We start from the raw sequence: 18,776 nt of genomic DNA on the forward strand, positions 1-18,776 counted from the left end.
GATATGCCGAAGGCGCGACGGACGGTTGTCCATCGCGCCACCGGAAGGGGTGAAGAGTCGTAACTTTCCCGTACGGTTCGCGTTCGACCGCGCTAGGACCGTCGGGGAGGCGTGCGGCGGTGCGCCGCCGGAAGGCTCAACCGGTGGGGTACACCCAGGGGTTGGGCTTACAGGAGATGCCGTCGATGTCGAGGGACTTGGTCTGCTGCTGCATGATCGGCGCGAGCGCGCCGGGGGTCCCGCAGCTCTCGTGGTCGTGTCCGAGCCGGTGCCCGACCTCGTGGTTGATGAGCATCTGGCGGTAGGCGAACATCTGGTCCTGCCCGTACGTCGGCGAACCCTGCGCCCAGCGGAAGGCGTTGATCATCACCCGCTCGGTGGAAGCGGAATCGCAGGACACGTTGTCCTGGGTGGTGTCGAGCCCGGACTTCTTGCACCAGACCCCGGTGGTGCCCGGGCTGGCCAGGGTGATGACGAACCCGGCCTCGCCCGACGGGACCCGCTCGAAGGTCATGTCGCCGTCGTGGGCCCAGCTGCGCGGGTCGTTCAGGGTGCGGTGGACGGCCTCGGCGAAGAGGTCGGCGTCCAGCCCGAGGCCCTGCTCCACCTCGACCCGGTAGCGGATGAGGCGGCCCTTGCCGGGGGCCGGGGCGGCGGTCCCGACCGTGTCGAAGGTGCCCGGTCCGGCGAGGTTCGCGGCGATCGGGTGGACCTCGGCCATCTTCTGGTCGTACGTCTTGACCACCACCGGCTGCCCGGCGCCCACCGCGGGCGCGTCGGGCGTCGCGCGGCCGTCGGAGCGGGAGGCGGCGGACTGGCCGGGGGCGGCGCGGTCGTGCCCGGCCTCCCCGCTGGCGCGCACGCCGATGCGGTCGGCCGTGTCGTCGCCGGCGACCTGGCCCGCCACGACGACGGCGAGCACGGTGGTGACGGCGGCGGCCGCGATGCCCGTGTACGTACGGACCCTGCGGCCCCGGGTCGCTCCGGGCTTCCCCCCGCGGGGCGCGAACGGACCGCGGCGGGGCGGGGGCACCCGGCGGTGCGAACCGGTGGAGGTGACGGGGGTGTCCGCGGCGGGGGCCGTCGCCCGCAGGGGCACCTCCTCGATGGGCGGGGCGTCCCCGGGGAACACGGCGGCGGCCATCGCGACGGCGGCCTCGTACGCCGCGGCGGCGTCGGGGACGGGGGGCGCGTAGCCGGATCCGGCGTCCGCGGGCGCGTACCCGGACGCCGGGTCGGCCGACGCGTAACCGGAATCCGGCGCGGAGGCGTTCCCCGGCGCGTGGGCGTGGCCCTGCGCGGGGGTGTGACCCTGCTCGGGGGCCTGGCCCGACACCGGGGCGTGGCCCTGCGCCGGGGCGTGGCCCTGCGCGGGATGGCTGCGGGGTGCGGCGCGCCAGTCGCCGTACGCTCCCCCGGGTTCGCGGATCTCGGGGTGGCCCGCGCGCGCACCGGGCGCGCTCTGGTTCACGTACCCCTGATGGGTGGCGGTCGGCTCGGGCCGGTGCCGCCGGCCGGGCCCGGTGGCGACGGCCGCGGCCGTGGCGTCCGGGCGTGCGGGCTGCTCCGGGCGGCCCGGGTCCCCGTGGACCGGGCGGGGAGGAGCGGAGTCCTTGCGACTATGTCGTCCCACCGGTGCTCAGCCTCTGCCGTCTTCGTCTCGTTCTTCGCTCTGCCCGGCGTCACGCAGCAGGTCCCGGAAGGCCGTTGCCACGACCTCGGGGTGCTCCATCATCGCCACGTGCCCGGCCTCGGGCAGGCACAGCAGCCGCGAGCCCCGGAAGGAGGCCGCCGCCTTGTGCGCCATGCGGTACGAGACCAGTTGGTCCCTGCCACCGTAGACCAGCAGCGTCGGTGCGAGCACCCGCTCGGCCTGACGCCACAGCCCGTGCTGTCCGCCGAGCGTGTAGGCGTCCACGATTCCGCGCGAGGAACGGGCCAGCGCCTCCCAGAAATAGGGGAGCCGCATCCGCCGCTCCGTCTCCTCGACCGCGTGCCGGAACCCCTCGGCCGTCACCCGCGCGGGGTCTCCGTAACAGAGTCCCATCACCCCGCGGGTGCGCTGCTGCGCCGTCAGGTCCCGTGTGAGGCGCGCGATCAGGGACGCCGCTCCCGGTACGGCGAGCAGCGCGGTCGGCACCGCGGAGCGCTGCACCCGCAGTTCGGGCAGGGCGGGCGAGATCAGCGTCAGCGTGCGGACCAGGTCGGGCCGCACCGCGGCGACCCGGGTGCTGACGGCGCCGCCGAGCGAGTTCCCGACGAGGTGGACGGGCCCCCGCCCCGCGGCGTCGAGGTGGCGGATGACCGCGCGGGCCAGCGCGGTGACCGAATAGTTGCGGTCGGCGGGCGGCGGCGAGGTCCCGAAGCCGGGGAGGTCGAGGGCCTCGCCGTCGACGGTGTCCTCCAGCAGCGCCATCAGCGCGGACCAGTTCTGCGAGGAGCCGCCGAGCCCGTGCACGAAGAGGGCGGCCGGGAGTCCTTCGCGCGCCGGTGGCCGGGACCTGACCGTCAGGGTCAGCCCGGGCAGCGCGGCGCTGCGCAGCTGCTCCCCCTCGGCCACGCGGACGGCCCCCGCCAGGGGCGACGGCTCGGCGGTGGACCGTACACCTGGCAGCTCGGTCGAAGACATGGGCGCAATGTTACGAGAGGATCACGTCCGGAATCGTGTGTTCGCCGTCACAGACCCGCATAGCGCCGGGACCCGCGGGCTTCTACGCTCGATGGAGGAGGTCATGGGCCCGACGCGACGGGGTAGACGGCGCAGGAGCAACGGACGCCCACACAAGGAGACTGAGATGACGGTCGACCCTTCGGAACCGGACACCTTCCAGGAGCAGCTGGGGGAGGCGCCCGGCCCCGAGGCCCCGGAGGCGGACGCCGCGGAGCAGCGCACCGAACTGGCCCCCCTCGACGACGACCCGGTCATCGCGGCGGACCCCGCCGAGGCCGCCGACGGTGACGCCGCGGAGCAGGCGCGGGTCGTGGCCCTGGACGAGGACGACTACCGCTGACCGGGCCGGCGCCGGCCGACCCGGGCTGACCAGCGGCGCTCCCGGCCGTCCGTACCGCGAGAAAACTCGGCCGGGACCCCCCGCTATCGGTTACCGAAAAGTACGATGGCGGGCGCGGCGCACGGCGTCGCAGGGTTCCGAGAGAAAGTGGGAGGCGGCGTGACAGCCATCGAGCAGACCGAGGCGGCGCGCCCGCGGGGCACCCGACTGCCGCGCCGAGCCCGACGCAACCAGCTCCTGGGCGCGGCCCAGGAAGTGTTCGTCGCCCAGGGCTACCACGCCGCGGCGATGGACGACATCGCCGAGCGTGCGGGCGTCAGCAAGCCGGTGCTCTACCAGCACTTCCCCGGGAAGCTGGACCTCTACCTGGCCCTCCTGGACCAGCACTGCGAGTCGCTGCTCCTGGCGGTGCGCACCGCGCTCGCGTCCACGACCGACAACAAGCTGCGCGTGGCCGCGACGATGGACGCGTACTTCGCGTACGTCGAGGACGAGGGCGGCGCCTTCCGGCTGGTCTTCGAGTCCGACCTGACCAACGAGCCGTCCGTGCGCGAACGGGTCGACCGGGTCTCCCTCCAGTGCGCCGAGGCGATCTCGGAGGTCATCGCCGAGGACACCGGCCTGTCGACGGACGAGTCGATGCTGCTGGCGGTGGGGCTGGGCGGCGTCTCGCAGGTCGTGGCCCGGTACTGGCTGTCCAGTTCCAGCCCGGTCGAGCGGGACACCGCGGTCGGCCTGCTGACCTCGCTGGCCTGGCGGGGCATCGCGGGCTTCCCCCTGCACGCCGCCGACGGCCACTGAGCCGGCGGCCCGCGCTCCGGGGCACTGTTCGCTGCCAGCGTGTCCGGTGTACGCCATTCGCGTCGCGTTCGCGGGCTAGGGTGGGGGCGAGTACGGCGCGGTGATCGCGCTAACCGGATCGTCGGAGGGACATAGCCGTGGAGGTCAAGATCGGCGTGCAGCACGCACCCCGGGAGATCGTGCTGGAGAGCGGCCTGAGCGCCGACGAGCTTGAGAGCATCGTCGCCGACGCACTGTCCGGCAAGACGCAGCTGCTCAGCCTCACCGACGTCAAGGGCCGCAAGGTCCTGGTGCCGGCCGACCGCCTGTCGTACGTCGACCTGGGCGAGCCCAGCAGCCGCAAGGTGGGCTTCGGCGCGCTCTGAGGAGCGAAGAGAACCTAACGGAACGGCCCGGTGGTTGACCCCACCGGGCCGTTTCTGTGTCTTCCGCTTCGGGTAGGAGGGCTGTGACCTGGTTTGCCCTGACCTGTGGGAGGGACCTCATCATGCTGCTGGAAGCGCTCGGCTCGGCTCTGCTCGGTCTCGCCTTGGCCGCGGGCGCTCTCAGACTGCTCCCGAGGCGCCTGCCCTCGTCCCGGTCCGTGCTGGTCAGCGGGGTACTGGGGGCGCTGTTCGGCTCGTACCTCACGCACTACGCGCTGGGCCCGGGACACTCCACGCCGACCGCGACCTTCCTCGGTGGCGTGCTGGTGTCGGCGGTCGTCCTGTCCCTGCTGCTCCGGCCCGCCGGCCGGCCCGGCAGGCGGTCCCGCCGGACTCCGTTTTCGGTTCCGACGGGCTGAGCGGCGGCGCTCGTGACGGTGGCCCCGGAGCGCGATCGCGCTCCGGGGCCACCGGTCGTACGGCGTGGCGCGGCGGTCAGGCCGCGAGACCCAGGGCCGCCATGCGCTTGGTGTGCGCCTTGGTGATCCGGGCGAACATCTCGCCGACGGCCGCGAGGTCGAAGCCCGCCGCCATTCCGTCGACGCCGCCGACGAGCATGGTCGAGAGCGCGTCGCGCTCGGCGACCACGCGCTGCGCCTGCGACAGCGCCTCGCCCATCAGGCGCCGGGCCCACAGCGCGAGCCGGCCGCCGCAGCGCGGGTCGGCCTCGATCGCCGCGCGCACCTTCTCCACCGCGAAACCGCCGTGGCCGGTGTCGTCGAGCACCGCGAGCACCAGGGCGCGGGTGTCGGTGTCCAGGTGGGTGGCGACCTCGCGGTAGAAGTCACTGGCGATGGAATCGCCGACGTAGGCCTTGACCAGGCCCTCCAACCAGTCCGACGGCGCGGTCTGGCGGTGGAAGTCGTCGACGCCCTTCGCGAAGGGTTCCATGGCACCGGTCGGCTCGACGTCGATCTGCGCGAGCCGGTTCCGCAGCCGCTCGAAGTGGTGGAATTCGGCGGACGCCATCTTCGCCAGCTCGGCCTTGTCGTCGAGGGTGGGCGCGAGCTTCGCGTCCTCCGCGAGTCGCTCGAAAGCGGCGAGTTCTCCGTACGCGAGGGCGCCGAGGAGGTCCACGACGGCCGCCCGGTACTGCGGCGAGGCGGCGGCCTCGGACCAGTTCTGGGCGGCGATCCCGGCGGACGCGCCGGGGCCGTCGGCTCCGGCGGGCGATGCGTTTTCTACGGTCGACATGCACCGCACAATAGCCCGCTCGGACCCCGCCGGAACCACGTGGCCGCCGCACGGGAACCGGCCCCCGCGGCGCGCCCGCCACCTGCGCGTCGGTGTCGACCTGGTGAATTCACCCGACACAGCTGCGCGATTCCGGGGTACAGTGGTATTGCGCCTGCCGAACACTCGGCGGGCCGTCCCAATGAGGATGCCCGGTCGGTGGCCCGATCGGCTCCAACCCCGACCGCCCTCGGCGTGGTGTGTGCGTTCATGCGCATCGCCCACGAGGGGCCCCCTCAGCGGCATGAGCGCTTGAGCGAAGGCCCGTGGTCCCGCGCAGCTTCCGTACACAGCAGTACTGCAAGCCTGGCACGGTACGACCCCCTTCGCCGCCTCGGGCCGCGTCTCACAGAAGAGGCAGCACCCTGACTACGTTCCGAGACCTCGGGATCTTCCCCGAGACGGCCGAAGCCCTTGAGGCCGTCGGCATTGTGTCCCCCTTCCCGATCCAGGAGATGACCCTCCCCGTCGCCCTCACCGGCACGGACGTCATCGGCCAGGCCAAGACCGGTACCGGCAAGACGCTCGGTTTCGGCCTTCCCCTGCTGGAGCGGGTCGTCGTTCCCGCCGACGTCGAGGTCGGCCGGTCCAGGCCGGACGAGCTGACCGACGCGCCGCAGGCCCTCGTGGTGGTTCCGACCCGCGAGCTGTGCACCCAGGTGACCAACGACCTGCTGACCGCGGGCAAGGTCCGCAACGTCCGCGTCCTCGCCATATACGGCGGTCGCGCGTACGAGCCGCAGGTCGAGGCGCTCAAGAAGGGCGTCGACATCATCGTCGGCACCCCGGGCCGCCTGCTGGACCTGGCCGGGCAGAAGAAGCTCGACCTGTCGCACATCAAGGCGCTCGTCCTGGACGAGGCCGACGAGATGCTCGACCTGGGCTTCCTGCCCGACGTCGAGCGGATCATGAGCTACCTGCCGCCGAAGCGCCAGACCATGCTGTTCTCGGCGACCATGCCGGGCGCGGTCATCGGCCTGGCCCGCCGGTACATGACGCAGCCGACGCACATCCGCGCCGTCTCCGAGGACGGTGAGGGCGCGACCGTCGCCAACACCGCGCAGCACGTCTTCCGCGCGCACAACATGGACAAGCCGGAGCTGGTCTCCCGCATCCTGCAGGCCGAGGGCCGCGGGCTCGCGATGATCTTCTGCCGCACCAAGCGCACCGCGGCCGACATCGCCGAGCAGCTGGAGAAGCGCGGCTTCGCCTCCGGCGCCGTCCACGGCGACCTGGGCCAGGGCGCGCGCGAGCAGGCGCTGCGCGCGTTCCGCAACGGCAAGGTCGACGTCCTGGTCTGCACCGACGTCGCCGCCCGCGGCATCGACGTCGAGGGCGTCACCCACGTCATCAACTACCAGACGCCCGAGGACGAGAAGACCTTCCTCCACCGCGTCGGCCGCACCGGCCGCGCGGGCAAGAAGGGCATCGCCGTCACCCTGGTCGACTGGGACGACATCCCGCGCTGGCAGCTGATCAACAAGGCGCTGGAGCTGGACTTCCACGACCCGGTCGAGACGTACTCCACGTCTCCGCACCTGTTCGAGGAGATGAACATCCCCGCCGGCACGACGGGCGTCCTGCCGCGCTCCGAGCGCGTGCGGGCCGGCCTGAAGGCCGAGAACGTCGAGGACCTGGGCGAGACCGGCGGCCGCGGTGGCCGAGGCGGCCGCGGCCCGGCCGCGACCGCCGCTCCGGTGACCGAGGAGCGTCCCGAGCGGACCCGTACGCCGCGTCAGCGCCGCCGCACCCGCGGCGGTGCCGAGCACGCCGAGGGCGCCGTGGCCGTGGACTCCGGGGCCGTGGCCGCTCCGGTCGCCGAGGCGGCTCCGGCCGCCGTGGCCGCTCCCGTCGCCGAGGCCCCGCAGGCCCCGGCCGCCGACGAGCCGCGCAGGCCGCGCCGCCGCCGGACCCGTGGCTCGGCGCCCGCCGCCGCGCCCACGTCGTCCACCGTGGCCGGTCTCGAACCGCTCGCTCCGTTCGTCCCGGCCGCGCCGGAGCCGGACTTCCAGATGGCCCCGCTCGTCGAGCCGGCCCCGGTCCGCCGGGCCCGCCCGCCGCGCAGCTCGGCGCCGGCGTCCCGTACGCCCGCCAGGTCGGCCTCCAGGACCGTCGCCAAGGCCGCCGTGGTCGAGGCGCCCGCCGCCCCGGTCGACGCCCCCGTGGCCGTCGCGGTGGCCGAGGAGGCTCCGGTCAAGCCGAAGCGCACCCGGACCCGCAAGGCCGCGGAAGCCGCTCCGGCCGCCGAAGCCGTCGTCGCGGCCCCGGACGCGGTCGCGGTGGCCGATGAGGCTCCCGTGAAGCCGAAGCGCACCCGGACCCGCAAGGCCGCCGAGGCCGCTCCGGCCGCCGACGCCGCCGTGCCGGCCCCCGAGGACGCTCCGGTCAAGCCGAAGCGCACCCGGACCCGCAAGGCCGCCGCCGCCCCCGAGGCGTAAGGCACCCGCTCCACCGGCCGGCCCCGTCCCCCGCTCCAGGGGGGACGGGGCCGTTCCCGTATCCGGGCCCCCCGCGGCCCGACGACCCCGGGACGGCCTGGCGGAGCAGCCGGGCGAGCGGCCGGGCGGGGGCGGGTACGGGCCGGTAACCTCTGGCCATGAGCAAGCCGCCGCGCCTCACCCTGCCGCCCCGCGCCCGCGCCCGGTCCCTGAGCACCGGCCGCGGCGCCTTCGCCGTGCACGAGGCGGGTGAGCCACTGCGCGGCACCGCCCTGCTGGTCCCCGGGTTCACCGGGAGCAAGGAGGACTTCATCGGGGTGCTGGACCCGCTCGCGAGCGCCGGGTACCGGGTCGTCGCGGTGGACGGGCGCGGGCAGTACGAGAGCGCCGGGCCGCGCGACGAGGCCGCCTACACCCTGTCCGAGCTGGGACGGGACCTACTGGCCCAGGCGGCCGCCCTGGGCGCCGCCGAGCGCCCGGTGCACCTGGTCGGCCATTCGCTGGGCGGGCTGATCGCGCGCGAGGCCGTGCTGCGCGACGCCTCCCCCTTCGCCTCGCTCACCTTGATGAGCAGCGGGCCCGCCGCCATCGACCCGGTCCAGCAGGACCGTACGAAGCTGCTGGTGGCGGCGCTGGAGATGCTGCGGGACGACATGCCCGCCGTATGGGCGGCCATGCGCGCCCAGGACCCCGAAGGCGCCGCGCCGGACGCCGTCGAGCTGACGGAGTTCCTGCGGGAGCGCTGGCTGGCGACCGTGCCGGAGCAGCTCATCGCGACCGGGCGGATCCTGATCTCCGAGCCCGACCGGGTGGCGGAGCTGGCCGCGGTGGCGCTGCCGAAGCTGGTGCTGTCGGGGGCCGTGGACTACGCGTGGCCGGTGCCGTGGCTGGACGCGATGGCCGTGCGGCTGGCGGCCCGGCGGGCGCTGATCGCGGGGACCGAGCACTCCCCCGCCGCGGAGGATCCGGCGGCCACCGCCCGGGCGCTGAGCGCCTTCTGGGCAGAGTTCGACGGGTCAATCCTTAGCAAGTGAAAAAATTTCCTTAGCGTAGGGAATGTTTGCCTCCTACACTTCGTTGGAACACATGCAAGGAGATCACCGACGAAGGGAGAAGCCGATGCGCTTCGAGATTCTGCGCCTGGACGACGTCTACGGAAGTGCCGTGGACAGCACCGTCGTGGACGCGGCCTCCGTCAACCGGATCGTGCAGCAGGCCGCGTCCATCGGCCAGCGCATCCTCATCCGGCCGTTCGAGTCCGCGGCCTCCTGACGGCGAACACACCGCCGCACCCGCACGACGCCCCCGCACCGTGACCGGTCCGGGGGCGTTCGCATGTGCGGTGCGCGAGCGGGCGGGACCGCCCGCACCGCGGCTCAGGCGTTGTGGACCACCTGGAGCACGCCGTTGATGATCTGCTGGACCGCGATCGCGGAGAGCATCATGCCCGCCAGCCGGGTCACCAGCACCACGCCGCCGTCCTTGATGACGCGGATGATCACCAGCGAGTAGCGCATGGTGATCCACAGCACCACGTGCATCGCGATGATCGCGGACCAGACGGACACCTGCCCGCTGAACCCGTCGGCCTTCTGCACCGCCAGGATCACCGAGACGATCGCGCCCGGCCCGGCCAGCAGCGGCATGCCCAGCGGCACCAGGGCGACGTTGACGTCCTTGGTCTGCTTCGGCTCGTCGGTCTTGCCGGTCAGCAGGTCGAGGGCGATCAGCAGGAGCAGCAGACCGCCCGCGATCATCAGCGCGGGCACCGACACGTGCAGGTAGTCGAGGATCTGCTGACCGCAGATGCCGAAGACGGCGATCACGCCGAAGGCGACGCACACCGCCTGCCAGGCCATCCGGCGCTGCACCTTGGCGGGGCGGCCGGAGGTCAGCGCCAGGAAGATCGGCGTGATCCCGGGGGGATCCATGATGACGAAGAGGGTGAGGAAGAGGGAGCCGAAGACGGCGAGATCGAACACAGTGATGCCTTGCGCCTTGCAGGAGAAGAGGGGTGTGAGGGGGTGTGGGGCGTACGCGGGCGCGCGGGACCGGTCTCACGGCCGGGGAGGTCCGGAGAGCGGAGAGCGCGCGGCAGGCGTACGGGGGCGCTTACGCGCCGGTGCGGCCGCGTCCGCCCGCGCCGGGCACGGGGAACGCCCCGGTCGCCCGGCGGGTGATCTCGCCGTAGATCTCGGGATCGGTCGTGTACTCCCCGAGACCACAGGTCTTGCGGCTGCCGTGGTAGTCGCTGGAGCCCGTCGTCAGCAGGCCCAGCTCGCCCGCGAGGCCGCGCAGCCGCGCGCGCGTGGCGGGGTCGTGGTCCATGTGGTCGACCTCGACGCCGTCCAGGCCCGCGGCCGCCAGCTCGGCTATCGCGCTCTCCGGCACGCACCGGCCGCGCTTGACGGCGAGCGGGTGGGCGAGGACGGTGACCCCGCCGGCCGCCTTGACCAGCCGGACCGCCTCGAAGGGGTCCAGCTCGTGCTTCCCGGCGTACGCGCGGCCGCCGTCGGCCAGCCACTGCGGGGTGAAGGCGTCCGAGACACTGGCCACGACGCCCGCCTCCACCATCGCCGCGGCGATGTGCGGGCGGCCGACCGAGCCGTCGCCCGCGATCCGGGCCACCTGGTCCCAGCTGACGGGGACCCCGAGGTCCCGGAGCTTGCCGACCATCGTCCGCGCGCGCGGCACCCGGTCGTCCCGTACGAGTTCCCGCTCTCGGAAGAGCTCGGGCTCGGCCGGGTCGAAGAGGTACGCCAGCATGTGCAGCCCGACGCCGTCGAGCCGGCAGGACAGCTCGGCGCCGGTGACCAGGGTGAGCCCGGCCGGCACCGCCGCGATCGCCTCGGCGTAGCCGCCGACGGTGTCGTGGTCGGTCAGCGCGACGACGTCCAGCCCGGCGGCGGCCGCGTTGCGGACCAGCTCGGCGGGGGTGTCCGTACCGTCGGATGCCGTGGAGTGGGCGTGCAGGTCGATGCGCACGGCAGGGCTCCAGGGATCGGACGGACGGGGGGCACCCCAGGATAACCGGGCCGGGGGTCCTGTTCTGGCCAAGGCTTGACGGGCGTGGGTACGGGCGCGGCGCGCGGCGCAGGACGGGCGCGCGCCGACGGGCCGGGCGGCTCAGCCGGCTCCCGTCGCTCCGGCGGCCCCGCCCGTCCCGCCCAGGATCCGGGGGCTCAGCGCCCCGCAAGGCACGAGTTCCACCTCGGCGCCCGCGTCGCGCAGATCGGTCAGCACCAGTTCGTCGTACATCAGCAGTCCGGACTGCTCGGGCCACACGATGGCCCACAGCCACAGTCCGCGCGCCTCGCCCGCGAAGACGGCCCGGTCGTCCGGCGCGCCGGTGACGTGCCACATCGGGGTCGGCCGCCCCGCGGCCACCACCTTGGCGTGCGGCGGAGCCGATACGTTCATGAAGGGGCCCGGGTCGGGCCCGTCGATGCCCGCGTACCGCGCGCCCAGGCCCACGCCCAGCTCCTCGGCGACCAGCAGCAGCTCACCCATGCCGCCCAGCGGGCCCGGCCCGGAGCACGCGACGGCGCTGGCCCGCCCTCCGCTACGGTCGTCCCCCGCGGCCGCGACCCCGGTGAACAGCCAGCCGACCGGCAGCGGCCACGGCATCCACACCGGCACGTGCGTGCGGTGCACCACGACGCCGAGACCCTCGACGCTGGGCGGGATGACGGGCTGCAGGGGGTGGACGGCGCCGTGCACCGAGCACTGCCAGGAGTCGGCGAAAAGACCGGGCGCCCTGACCCGGGCACCGCATTTCGGGCAACTCGGTTCGCCCCTCATACAGAGCCACGCTCCTCCCCGTCCGCCGCCGCGTCAAGGGACGATCACCCGTCCGGAGTCCATCCCTACCCCCGGTGGCCGCTCCCAGTCCACGGAGTCGGGCGCGTTCAGTCGAGCGGCACCGAGGTACGCCGAGGATCCCGCAGATCCGTGCCGCGCGCGAGCCAGCGCTCCTGGAGCGCGGCCGCGCCGTGCACCCGCTTCCAGGCGGCCTCGTTCGAGGTCATCGGCAGCAGCGGCAGGAACCGCACCGGATCCATCGGCTCCGCCAGCTCCAGGTCCTCCACCAGCCCGCCGGGCTCGGCGACCAGGACGGAGGTGAACGGCGCCCCGGCCCACAGCGGTTCGCCCACGTCCAGCGAGGCCCCCGGCGACACCACGAGCCCCTCGACCTGCGGGGAGGCCCCGAGCACCGCGAGCGGGCGGAGCACCTGGTCGGTCGGGACCACCCCCGCCCGCACGGTCAGGACCAGTTCGGCACGCGGCCCGCGGACCGGGTCCGAGACCACCACGGTCGGGTCGCCCATCGGCTGCGCCGACATGCCGAGGGTCGCGTAGCGCACCAGGTCGCCGTCGGCGAAGCGGAGCACTTCGATGCGGTCGGTGCCGAGGAAGGTGACGGCGGCGCGGGCGTCGGGCTCACCCAGCGCGGTGCGCAGCCGCGCTTCGACAAGTGCCAGAAGATCTGCCATGGAGCGAGCATAGAACTCCTATCGCAGGGGTAAAGGCAGGCTCTTGACCATCCGTCGGCTGTTACTGTGGACCGCTGGCCGGGGCCACACGCAGAAGCGTGGATGCATGCCCGGTGACAGGACTTCCCCCAAGGGGGACCGGCCGGAGGAGGTGGGGCTGCAATGGATCGAAGTCGATCGTGCAGTACCAACCGCTCTTCCACGGGCGCCTCCCGCCCCCTTTGAGCTGAAGAGCGACGGCAGAAACTTTCCTCCCGTCCTGCTTCCTTCCGCCTGCTCGCAGAGGCGGAGGGTCTCCCGTCCGCGTGGCCCGCAGCCGCGCGAAGGAGCCTGCCATGTCGATGCTGCCCTACCTCCGCGCGGCCGTACGTCCCGCGCTGCGCAGGTCCACTCCGGCCCAGTCGGGCTACGACACCACCCGCGACCACACCGCGAGCAGCGCGGTCGTCGACTGCGCCGTGTACCGCGCGGGCCACCGCGACCGGGGCCCCGCCTGCCTGACCCCGCGCGAGGCGATGCGCCGGGTCCGCGAGGACGGCGGTTTCGCCTGGATCGGCCTGCACGAGCCGACCGAGGCCGAGTTCGCGGGGATCGCGGCGACCTTCGGTCTGCACCCGCTGGCCGTGGAGGACGCGGTCCACGCCCACCAGCGGCCGAAGCTGGAGCGCTACGACGACACCCTCTTCACCGTCTTCAAGACCATCCACTACGTCGAGCACGCCGAACTGACCGCCACCAGCGAGGTGGTGGAGACCGGCGAGGTGATGTGCTTCACCGGCCCGGACTTCGTCATCACCGTCCGGCACGGCGGCCAGGGTTCCCTCAAGGGCCTGCGCCACCGCCTCCAGGCCGACCCCGAGCTGCTGGCCAAGGGCCCCTCGGCGGTGCTGCACTCCCTCGCGGACCACGTGGTGGACGGCTACATCGCGGTGGCCTCGGCGGTGCAGGACGACATCGATGAGGTGGAGAGCGAGGTCTTCGCGGCGCCCGCCAAGGGCAGTCCGCGGGGCGCTGACGCGGGGCGGATCTACCAGCTCAAGCGCGAGGTGCTGGAGTTCAAGCGGGCGGTGTCGCCGCTGCTGCGGCCGATGGAACTGCTCAGCGAGCGGCCGATGCGGCTGGTGGACCCGGACATCCAGAAGTACTTCCGCGACGTGGCCGACCACCTGGCGCGGGTGCACGAGCAGGTCATCGGCTTCGACGAACTGCTGAACTCGATCCTCCAGGCGAACCTGGCGCAGGCGACGGTCGCGCAGAACGAGGACATGCGCAAGATCACCTCGTGGGCGGCGATCATCGCCGTGCCGACGATGATCTGCGGGGTGTACGGCATGAACTTCGAGCACATGCCGGAGCTGCACTGGCGCTACGGCTACCCCATGGTGATGGCCGCCATCGCCGCGAGCTGCTTCACCATCCACCGGGCCCTGCGCCGCAACGGCTGGCTGTAGGCCCCTCTGGTACGCCTGGCTACCCTGTGCGCATGACTCTCAGCACGCTCGACCTGGCCCTCGTCGAGGAGGCCACCAAGAAGTCCGGTCTCATCTGGGTCCGGGGCACCGGGCCCGACCGGGCGCTGTGGCACGCCTGGGTGGACGGGGCGGCCCACGTGCTGGGGGACGGGCCCGGCGAGCAGCCCTTTCCCGGGCTCGTGGACGGCGCGGCCGCCGAGGTGACCGTACGCAGCAAGGACAAGGGGGGCCGGCTGGTCGCCTGGACGGCCCGGGTCACCGAGCTGGCGCCGCACGGCGCGCCCTGGGAGGCGGCGGTGGCCGAGCTGAAGGGCAAGCGGCTCAACGCGCCCGACGCGGAGCTGATGACCGAGCGCTGGGCGCGCGAGTGCCGGCTGCTGCGGCTGGAGCCGGTGGCGGCGACCACGACCGGGCTGCCGGACGGCTCGCTCGCCGCGCGCCCGCTGCCGACCCCGGCCATCACCCGCGAGCCCGCCCCGGCGGCGCTGCCGAGGCTGCTGCTCAAGCGCAAGAAGGCGCGGGGCTAGCGGGCAGGCCGGCGCTCCCGGGCTCAGCCGCTGCCGGGGTCCGCTCCCTGGCCGCCCGAGTCGCTGCCGTCGTCCCCGCCGCCGCTCCTGCTCGGGCTCGGGCCCGGGCTCTTGCCGGAGCCGGTGCCGGTGCCCTTGGTGGTCGGCAGCTGGGACCCGTAGTCCACGATCTGGTCCTGGGCCGGGGCGGCCAGCGGGAACTGCTGGCCCCACTCGGTCAGTTCCACGCGCCCCGCGCCGCCCGCGCGTTCCATCCGCAGCGGGTACGGGGTGCCCTCCAGGGCGACGGTGAGCTTGCCGCCCTTGCCGCCGTCCGAGGTGACGAGGACCGCCCGGGCGGCGCCGACCTTCGTGTAGTCGGCGCCCTTGGCGAGCTTGCCGTCCAGGCCGAGCAGGCCGTCCAGCAGGACGTGCATGTCGGTGAACCCGCGGAACTGCTTGTACGAGGGGTCCGCCGCGGGCACCTTCACGAACTTGTCGCCGAGCTTCCCGGCCGCCTCCGACTGCCCCCAGAAGGCCGCGTCGGCCTTCAGGTAGAGCTGCTCGCCCACGCGCAGCAGCCGGAAGGTGTTGTCCTTCGACTTCACCTCACCGGAGCCGCCGTCCGACTTCAGCCGCATGTCGAGCGTGAAGGACTTGCCGCCGGTGACCAGGGTCCCGGACAGGTGCACCGAAGCCGCCGCGGTGGCGGCCGCGCGGGCCTTGGACTCGATGGCCGCCGCGGACAGTTTTCCGACCCCGTTGGTGCCCTTGTCGGGGTCCTCCCCGCAGCCCGTGGCGGCGATGGCCAGACCCGCGCAGATGACCCCGATGGCGGAGGCCCGGCGCAGCCGTGCGGCAGGGAAGGTGGCGGTCACGGGCAGGTGCCTCTCGTCGGTCGTCTGCGAGCAGCAGGCAGCGTACCCGCACCCCGTCCGCGGCCCCGGTCCGGGCGGACCGCCCCACCAGGGCGGTTTGTGGCGGCACGGGCTAGCCTGAGGGGCGGCAGGACTCTTGATCGACGCTCTAGGAGGCGCTCGGATGGCGGCAGGCGCCCCACGGATCTTTGTGTCGCACCTGTCGGGCGTACCCGTCTTCGACCCCAACGGCGACCAGGTCGGCCGGGTCCGCGACCTGGTGGCGATGCTGCGCGTGGGCGGACGCCCGCCTCGGCTGCTGGGTCTGGTCGTCGAGGTGGTGAGCCGCCGCCGCATCTTCCTGCCGATGACCCGGGTCACCGGTGTGGAGTCCGGGCAGGTCATCACGACCGGCGTCATCAACATGCGGCGCTTCGAGCAGCGCCCCACCGAGCGGCTCGTCCTCGGCGAACTGCTGGACCGCCGGGTGCGGCTCGTGCAGGACGGCGAGGAGGTCACCGTGCTGGACGTGGCCATCCAGCAGCTCCCGGCGCGCCGCGACTGGGAGATCAACAAGATCTTCGTGCGCAAGGGCAAGGTGGGCGCGCTGCGCCGCCGCGGCGAGACGCTGACCGTGGACTGGTCGGCGGTCACCGGCTTCTCGCTGGAGGAGGACGGGCAGGGCGCCGAGAACCTGGTCGCCACCTTCGAGACGATGCGCCCCGCCGACCTGGCGAACGTGCTGCACCACCTGACGCCCAAACGGCGCGCCGAGGTGGCCAACGCCCTCGACGACGACCGGCTCGCGGACGTGCTGGAGGAGCTGCCCGAGGACGACCAGGTGGAGATCCTCGGCAAGCTCAAGGAGGAGCGCGCCGCGGACGTGCTGGAGGCGATGGACCCGGACGACGCGGCCGACCTGCTCTCCGAGCTGCCGGAGGACGACAAGGAGCGGCTGCTGACCCTGATGCGGCCGGACGACGCGGCCGACGTGCGGCGCCTGCTGTCCTACGAGGAGCGCACGGCGGGCGGTCTGATGACCACCGAGCCGATCGTGCTGCGGCCGGACGCCACCGTCGCGGACGCGCTGGCACGCGTACGGCAGTCGGACCTGTCCCCGGCGCTGGCCGCGCAGGTGTACGTGTGCCGGCCGCCGGACGAGACGCCGACCGGCAAGTACCTGGGCACGGTGCACTTCCAGCGGCTGCTGCGCGACCCGCCGTTCACCCTGGTCAGCTCCCTGGTGGACACGGACCTGCCGCCGCTGCGGCCGGACGCCTCGCTGCCGGTGGTCACCAGTTACCTCGCCGCCTACAACATGGTCGCGGTGCCGGTGGTGGACGAGAGCGGGTCACTGCTCGGCGCGGTGACGGTGGACGACGTACTGGACCACCTGCTGCCGGACGACTGGCGCGAGACGGACTTCCACTCCGAGGAGGCCGGCCGTGGGCGCTGAACGAGGGCGCGAGCCGGGGCGGGAGCGCCGCCGCGAGCGGCAGCGGGAGCGCCGGGACCAGGCCAGGGCGCAGGGGCGCGAACAGGGGCGGGAGCACGGGTTGTCGGACCGGCTGGACGAGGTCGCGGGGCGGGTGCGCGCGGAGCGGGCGGACCGGCACGACCGGGCCGAGCGCGAGGCGCGCGAGGGCCGCGCCGAGCGGGTGAAGGCCGGCCAGTCGACCGGTTCGAGCGCGCTGACGCGCTCGCGCGTGCGCCTGGACCTGCCGCGGCCGGCCCGGCGGCGGCTGCTCCCCGAGTACGACCCGGAGGCGTTCGGGCGGCTGTCGGAGCGGGTGGCGCGCTTCCTCGGCACGGGCCGGTTCATCGTCTGGATGACGATCGTCATCATCGCCTGGGTGCTGTGGAACATCTTCGCGCCCGACCCGTGGCGGTTCGACCAGTACCCGTTCATCTTCCTGACCCTGATGCTGTCCCTCCAGGCCTCGTACGCCGCTCCGCTGATCCTGCTCGCGCAGAACCGGCAGGACGACCGGGACCGGGTCAACCTGGAGCAGGACCGCAAGCAGAACGAGCGTTCCATCGCGGACACGGAGTACCTGACGCGGGAGATCGCGGCACTGCGGATGGGCCTCGGGGAGGTCGCGACGCGCGACTGGATCAGGTCGGAGTTCCAGGATCTGATCAAGGAGATGGACGAGCGCAGGCTCTTCCCCGCCGAACGTGACGAAGGCGACCGCTGACGGGCTTACCGGGGGCGTGCCGGCGCGCCGTACCATCGGGGCATGGCTACCGACACAAGCTCCGCCGCCGACGCCGCCGTGCCCGGGCAGGACGCGATCCTGGACGCGCTGGCGACGGTGAACGACCCCGAGATCCACCGGCCGATCACCGAACTCGGCATGGTCAAATCGGTGGAGGTCGGCGACGGAGGAGCGGTCGCCGTCACCGTCTACCTCACGGTGTCGGGCTGCCCCATGCGCGAGACCATCACCAAGAACGTCACCGAGGCCGTCGAGCGGGTCGCGGGCGTCACCTCGGTCGCCGTCACGCTGGACGTGATGAGCGACGAGCAGCGCAAGGACCTGGCGAGCAGCCTGCGCGGCGGCACCGCCGAGCGCGAGGTGCCCTTCGCCCAGCCCGGCTCGCTGACCCGCGTCTACGCGGTCGCGTCCGGCAAGGGCGGCGTCGGCAAGTCCTCCGTCACGGTCAACCTCGCCGCGGCGATGGCGGCCGACGGCCTGAAGGTCGGCGTCGTGGACGCGGACATCTACGGCCACAGCGTGCCGCGCATGCTGGGCGTCGAGGGCAAGCCGACCCAGGTCGAGAACATGATCATGCCGCCGTCCGCGCACGGCGTGAAGGTGATCTCCATCGGCATGTTCACCCCGGGCAACGCGCCCGTGGTGTGGCGCGGCCCGATGCTGCACCGGGCGCTCCAGCAGTTCCTGGCGGACGTGTACTGGGGCGACCTGGACGTGCTGCTGCTCGACCTGCCGCCGGGCACCGGTGACATCGCGATCTCGGTGGCGCAGCTGGTGCCGAACGCCGAGATCCTGGTCGTCACCACCCCGCAGCAGGCCGCCGCCGAGGTGGCCGAGCGGGCCGGCTCGATCGCCGTACAGACCCACCAGAAGATCGTCGGCGTCGTCGAGAACATGTCCGGGCTGCCCTGCCCGCACTGCGACGAGATGGTCGACGTGTTCGGCACGGGCGGTGGCCAGCTGGTCGCCGACGGGCTGACCAAGACGGTCGGCTCCACGGTGCCGGTGCTGGGCCAGATCCCGATCGACGTGCGCCTGCGCGAGGGCGGCGACAACGGCACGCCGGTGGTCCTGTCCGACCCGGACTCGGCCGCGGGCGCGGCGCTGCGCTCGATCGCGGGCAAGCTCGGCGGCCGGGCGCGCGGCCTGGCGGGGATGTCCCTGGGGATCACCCCGCGGAACAAGTTCTAGTCGCCCGCAGGGGCACGCGCGAAGGGCGCCACCGGTCCGGTGGCGCCCTTCGCGCGTCGCGCGCGGACCACGCGTGCGGACTACGCGTACGGGCCACGCTCATGCGTACGGGTCTCGCGGCGGGGTGGTT

Annotated in this window: 20 protein-coding genes; 12 read left to right on the forward strand and 8 right to left on the reverse strand. The window is 73.4% G+C overall.

Annotated features, from left to right (window positions below):
* Positions 1-136: 136 nt before the first annotated feature.
* Positions 137-1,633, reverse strand: a complete 1,497-nt coding sequence (locus ABZY31_RS13245; protein WP_356408708.1) for a DUF3152 domain-containing protein — start codon at positions 1,631-1,633, stop codon at positions 137-139.
* Positions 1,634-1,639: 6 nt separating this feature from the next.
* On the reverse strand, positions 1,640-2,629 hold the full coding sequence (locus tag ABZY31_RS13250; RefSeq protein ID WP_356408710.1) for an alpha/beta fold hydrolase: 990 nt from the start codon (positions 2,627-2,629) through the stop codon (positions 1,640-1,642).
* A gap of 166 nt (positions 2,630-2,795) precedes the next feature.
* Here ABZY31_RS13250 and ABZY31_RS13255 point away from each other — a divergent pair, with 166 nt between their 5' ends.
* The 4 genes from ABZY31_RS13255 to ABZY31_RS13270 all read left to right on the forward strand — a co-directional run bounded on the left by ABZY31_RS13255 (position 2,796) and on the right by ABZY31_RS13270 (position 4,596).
* Positions 2,796-3,011 carry a hypothetical protein gene (locus ABZY31_RS13255; RefSeq protein ID WP_356408713.1) on the forward strand — a complete coding sequence of 72 codons (216 nt, stop codon included), beginning with the start codon at positions 2,796-2,798 and terminating at the stop codon, positions 3,009-3,011.
* A gap of 159 nt (positions 3,012-3,170) precedes the next feature.
* Complete coding sequence (locus tag ABZY31_RS13260; RefSeq protein ID WP_356408716.1) at positions 3,171-3,812, forward strand: TetR/AcrR family transcriptional regulator; 642 nt, start codon at positions 3,171-3,173, stop codon at positions 3,810-3,812.
* Positions 3,813-3,949: 137 nt separating this feature from the next.
* The gene (locus ABZY31_RS13265; RefSeq protein WP_356408719.1) at positions 3,950-4,177 is read left to right on the forward strand and encodes a DUF3107 domain-containing protein; all 228 of its coding nucleotides are present in this window, start codon (positions 3,950-3,952) and stop codon (positions 4,175-4,177) included.
* Positions 4,178-4,299: 122 nt separating this feature from the next.
* Positions 4,300-4,596, forward strand: a complete 297-nt coding sequence (locus ABZY31_RS13270; RefSeq protein ID WP_356408722.1) for a hypothetical protein — start codon at positions 4,300-4,302, stop codon at positions 4,594-4,596.
* 76 nt (positions 4,597-4,672) lie between these two features.
* Here ABZY31_RS13270 and ABZY31_RS13275 read toward each other — a convergent pair whose 3' ends face one another.
* Complete coding sequence (locus ABZY31_RS13275; protein WP_356408725.1) at positions 4,673-5,431, reverse strand: ferritin-like fold-containing protein; 759 nt, start codon at positions 5,429-5,431, stop codon at positions 4,673-4,675.
* Positions 5,432-5,925: 494 nt separating this feature from the next.
* Here ABZY31_RS13275 and ABZY31_RS13280 point away from each other — a divergent pair, with 494 nt between their 5' ends.
* From ABZY31_RS13280 to ABZY31_RS13290, 3 genes are all read left to right on the forward strand, one after another.
* The gene (locus ABZY31_RS13280) at positions 5,926-7,908 is read left to right on the forward strand and encodes a DEAD/DEAH box helicase (RefSeq protein ID WP_356408728.1); all 1,983 of its coding nucleotides are present in this window, start codon (positions 5,926-5,928) and stop codon (positions 7,906-7,908) included.
* Between the two features lie 158 nt (positions 7,909-8,066).
* Positions 8,067-8,942, forward strand: a complete 876-nt coding sequence (locus ABZY31_RS13285) for an alpha/beta fold hydrolase (protein WP_356408731.1) — start codon at positions 8,067-8,069, stop codon at positions 8,940-8,942.
* Positions 8,943-9,027: 85 nt separating this feature from the next.
* Positions 9,028-9,180 (forward strand): hypothetical protein, encoded by a 153-nt coding sequence (locus tag ABZY31_RS13290; RefSeq protein WP_356408734.1) that lies wholly within the window; start codon positions 9,028-9,030, stop codon positions 9,178-9,180.
* Between the two features lie 104 nt (positions 9,181-9,284).
* On the opposite strand, the gene ABZY31_RS13295 is transcribed toward ABZY31_RS13290, so the two are convergent.
* The 4 genes from ABZY31_RS13295 to ABZY31_RS13310 form a co-directional block, all read right to left on the reverse strand.
* Complete coding sequence (locus ABZY31_RS13295; protein WP_356408737.1) at positions 9,285-9,890, reverse strand: MarC family protein; 606 nt, start codon at positions 9,888-9,890, stop codon at positions 9,285-9,287.
* Positions 9,891-10,020: 130 nt separating this feature from the next.
* Positions 10,021-10,893, reverse strand: a complete 873-nt coding sequence (locus tag ABZY31_RS13300; protein WP_356408739.1) for a PHP domain-containing protein — start codon at positions 10,891-10,893, stop codon at positions 10,021-10,023.
* A gap of 141 nt (positions 10,894-11,034) precedes the next feature.
* On the reverse strand, positions 11,035-11,709 hold the full coding sequence (locus tag ABZY31_RS13305) for a DUF6758 family protein (protein ID WP_356408741.1): 675 nt from the start codon (positions 11,707-11,709) through the stop codon (positions 11,035-11,037).
* 107 nt (positions 11,710-11,816) lie between these two features.
* A complete protein-coding gene (locus tag ABZY31_RS13310; RefSeq protein WP_356408744.1) occupies positions 11,817-12,401 on the reverse strand; it encodes a suppressor of fused domain protein in 585 nt (194 codons plus the stop codon).
* Positions 12,402-12,736: 335 nt separating this feature from the next.
* Between ABZY31_RS13310 and ABZY31_RS13315 the strand changes: the two genes are divergently transcribed.
* Both ABZY31_RS13315 and ABZY31_RS13320 read left to right on the forward strand, forming a co-directional pair.
* Positions 12,737-13,852 (forward strand): magnesium and cobalt transport protein CorA, encoded by a 1,116-nt coding sequence (locus tag ABZY31_RS13315; RefSeq protein WP_356408747.1) that lies wholly within the window; start codon positions 12,737-12,739, stop codon positions 13,850-13,852.
* 32 nt (positions 13,853-13,884) lie between these two features.
* The gene (locus ABZY31_RS13320) at positions 13,885-14,400 is read left to right on the forward strand and encodes a hypothetical protein (protein ID WP_356408750.1); all 516 of its coding nucleotides are present in this window, start codon (positions 13,885-13,887) and stop codon (positions 14,398-14,400) included.
* Positions 14,401-14,423: 23 nt separating this feature from the next.
* Here ABZY31_RS13320 and ABZY31_RS13325 read toward each other — a convergent pair whose 3' ends face one another.
* The gene (locus tag ABZY31_RS13325) at positions 14,424-15,257 is read right to left on the reverse strand and encodes a hypothetical protein (protein ID WP_356408753.1); all 834 of its coding nucleotides are present in this window, start codon (positions 15,255-15,257) and stop codon (positions 14,424-14,426) included.
* Positions 15,258-15,420: 163 nt separating this feature from the next.
* Between ABZY31_RS13325 and ABZY31_RS13330 the strand changes: the two genes are divergently transcribed.
* The 3 genes from ABZY31_RS13330 to ABZY31_RS13340 all read left to right on the forward strand — a co-directional run bounded on the left by ABZY31_RS13330 (position 15,421) and on the right by ABZY31_RS13340 (position 18,646).
* Complete coding sequence (locus ABZY31_RS13330) at positions 15,421-16,692, forward strand: CBS domain-containing protein (RefSeq protein WP_356408755.1); 1,272 nt, start codon at positions 15,421-15,423, stop codon at positions 16,690-16,692.
* Between the two features lie 202 nt (positions 16,693-16,894).
* Positions 16,895-17,434, forward strand: coding sequence for a DUF1003 domain-containing protein (locus ABZY31_RS13335; RefSeq protein WP_356408963.1), 540 nt, complete (start codon positions 16,895-16,897; stop codon positions 17,432-17,434).
* Positions 17,435-17,512: 78 nt separating this feature from the next.
* The gene (locus ABZY31_RS13340; RefSeq protein ID WP_356408966.1) at positions 17,513-18,646 is read left to right on the forward strand and encodes an Mrp/NBP35 family ATP-binding protein; all 1,134 of its coding nucleotides are present in this window, start codon (positions 17,513-17,515) and stop codon (positions 18,644-18,646) included.
* The last annotated feature ends 130 nt before the right edge of the window (positions 18,647-18,776 follow it).

Source organism: Streptomyces sp. NPDC006529 (assembly GCF_040611795.1).
GTDB lineage: Bacteria > Actinomycetota > Actinomycetes > Streptomycetales > Streptomycetaceae > Streptomyces.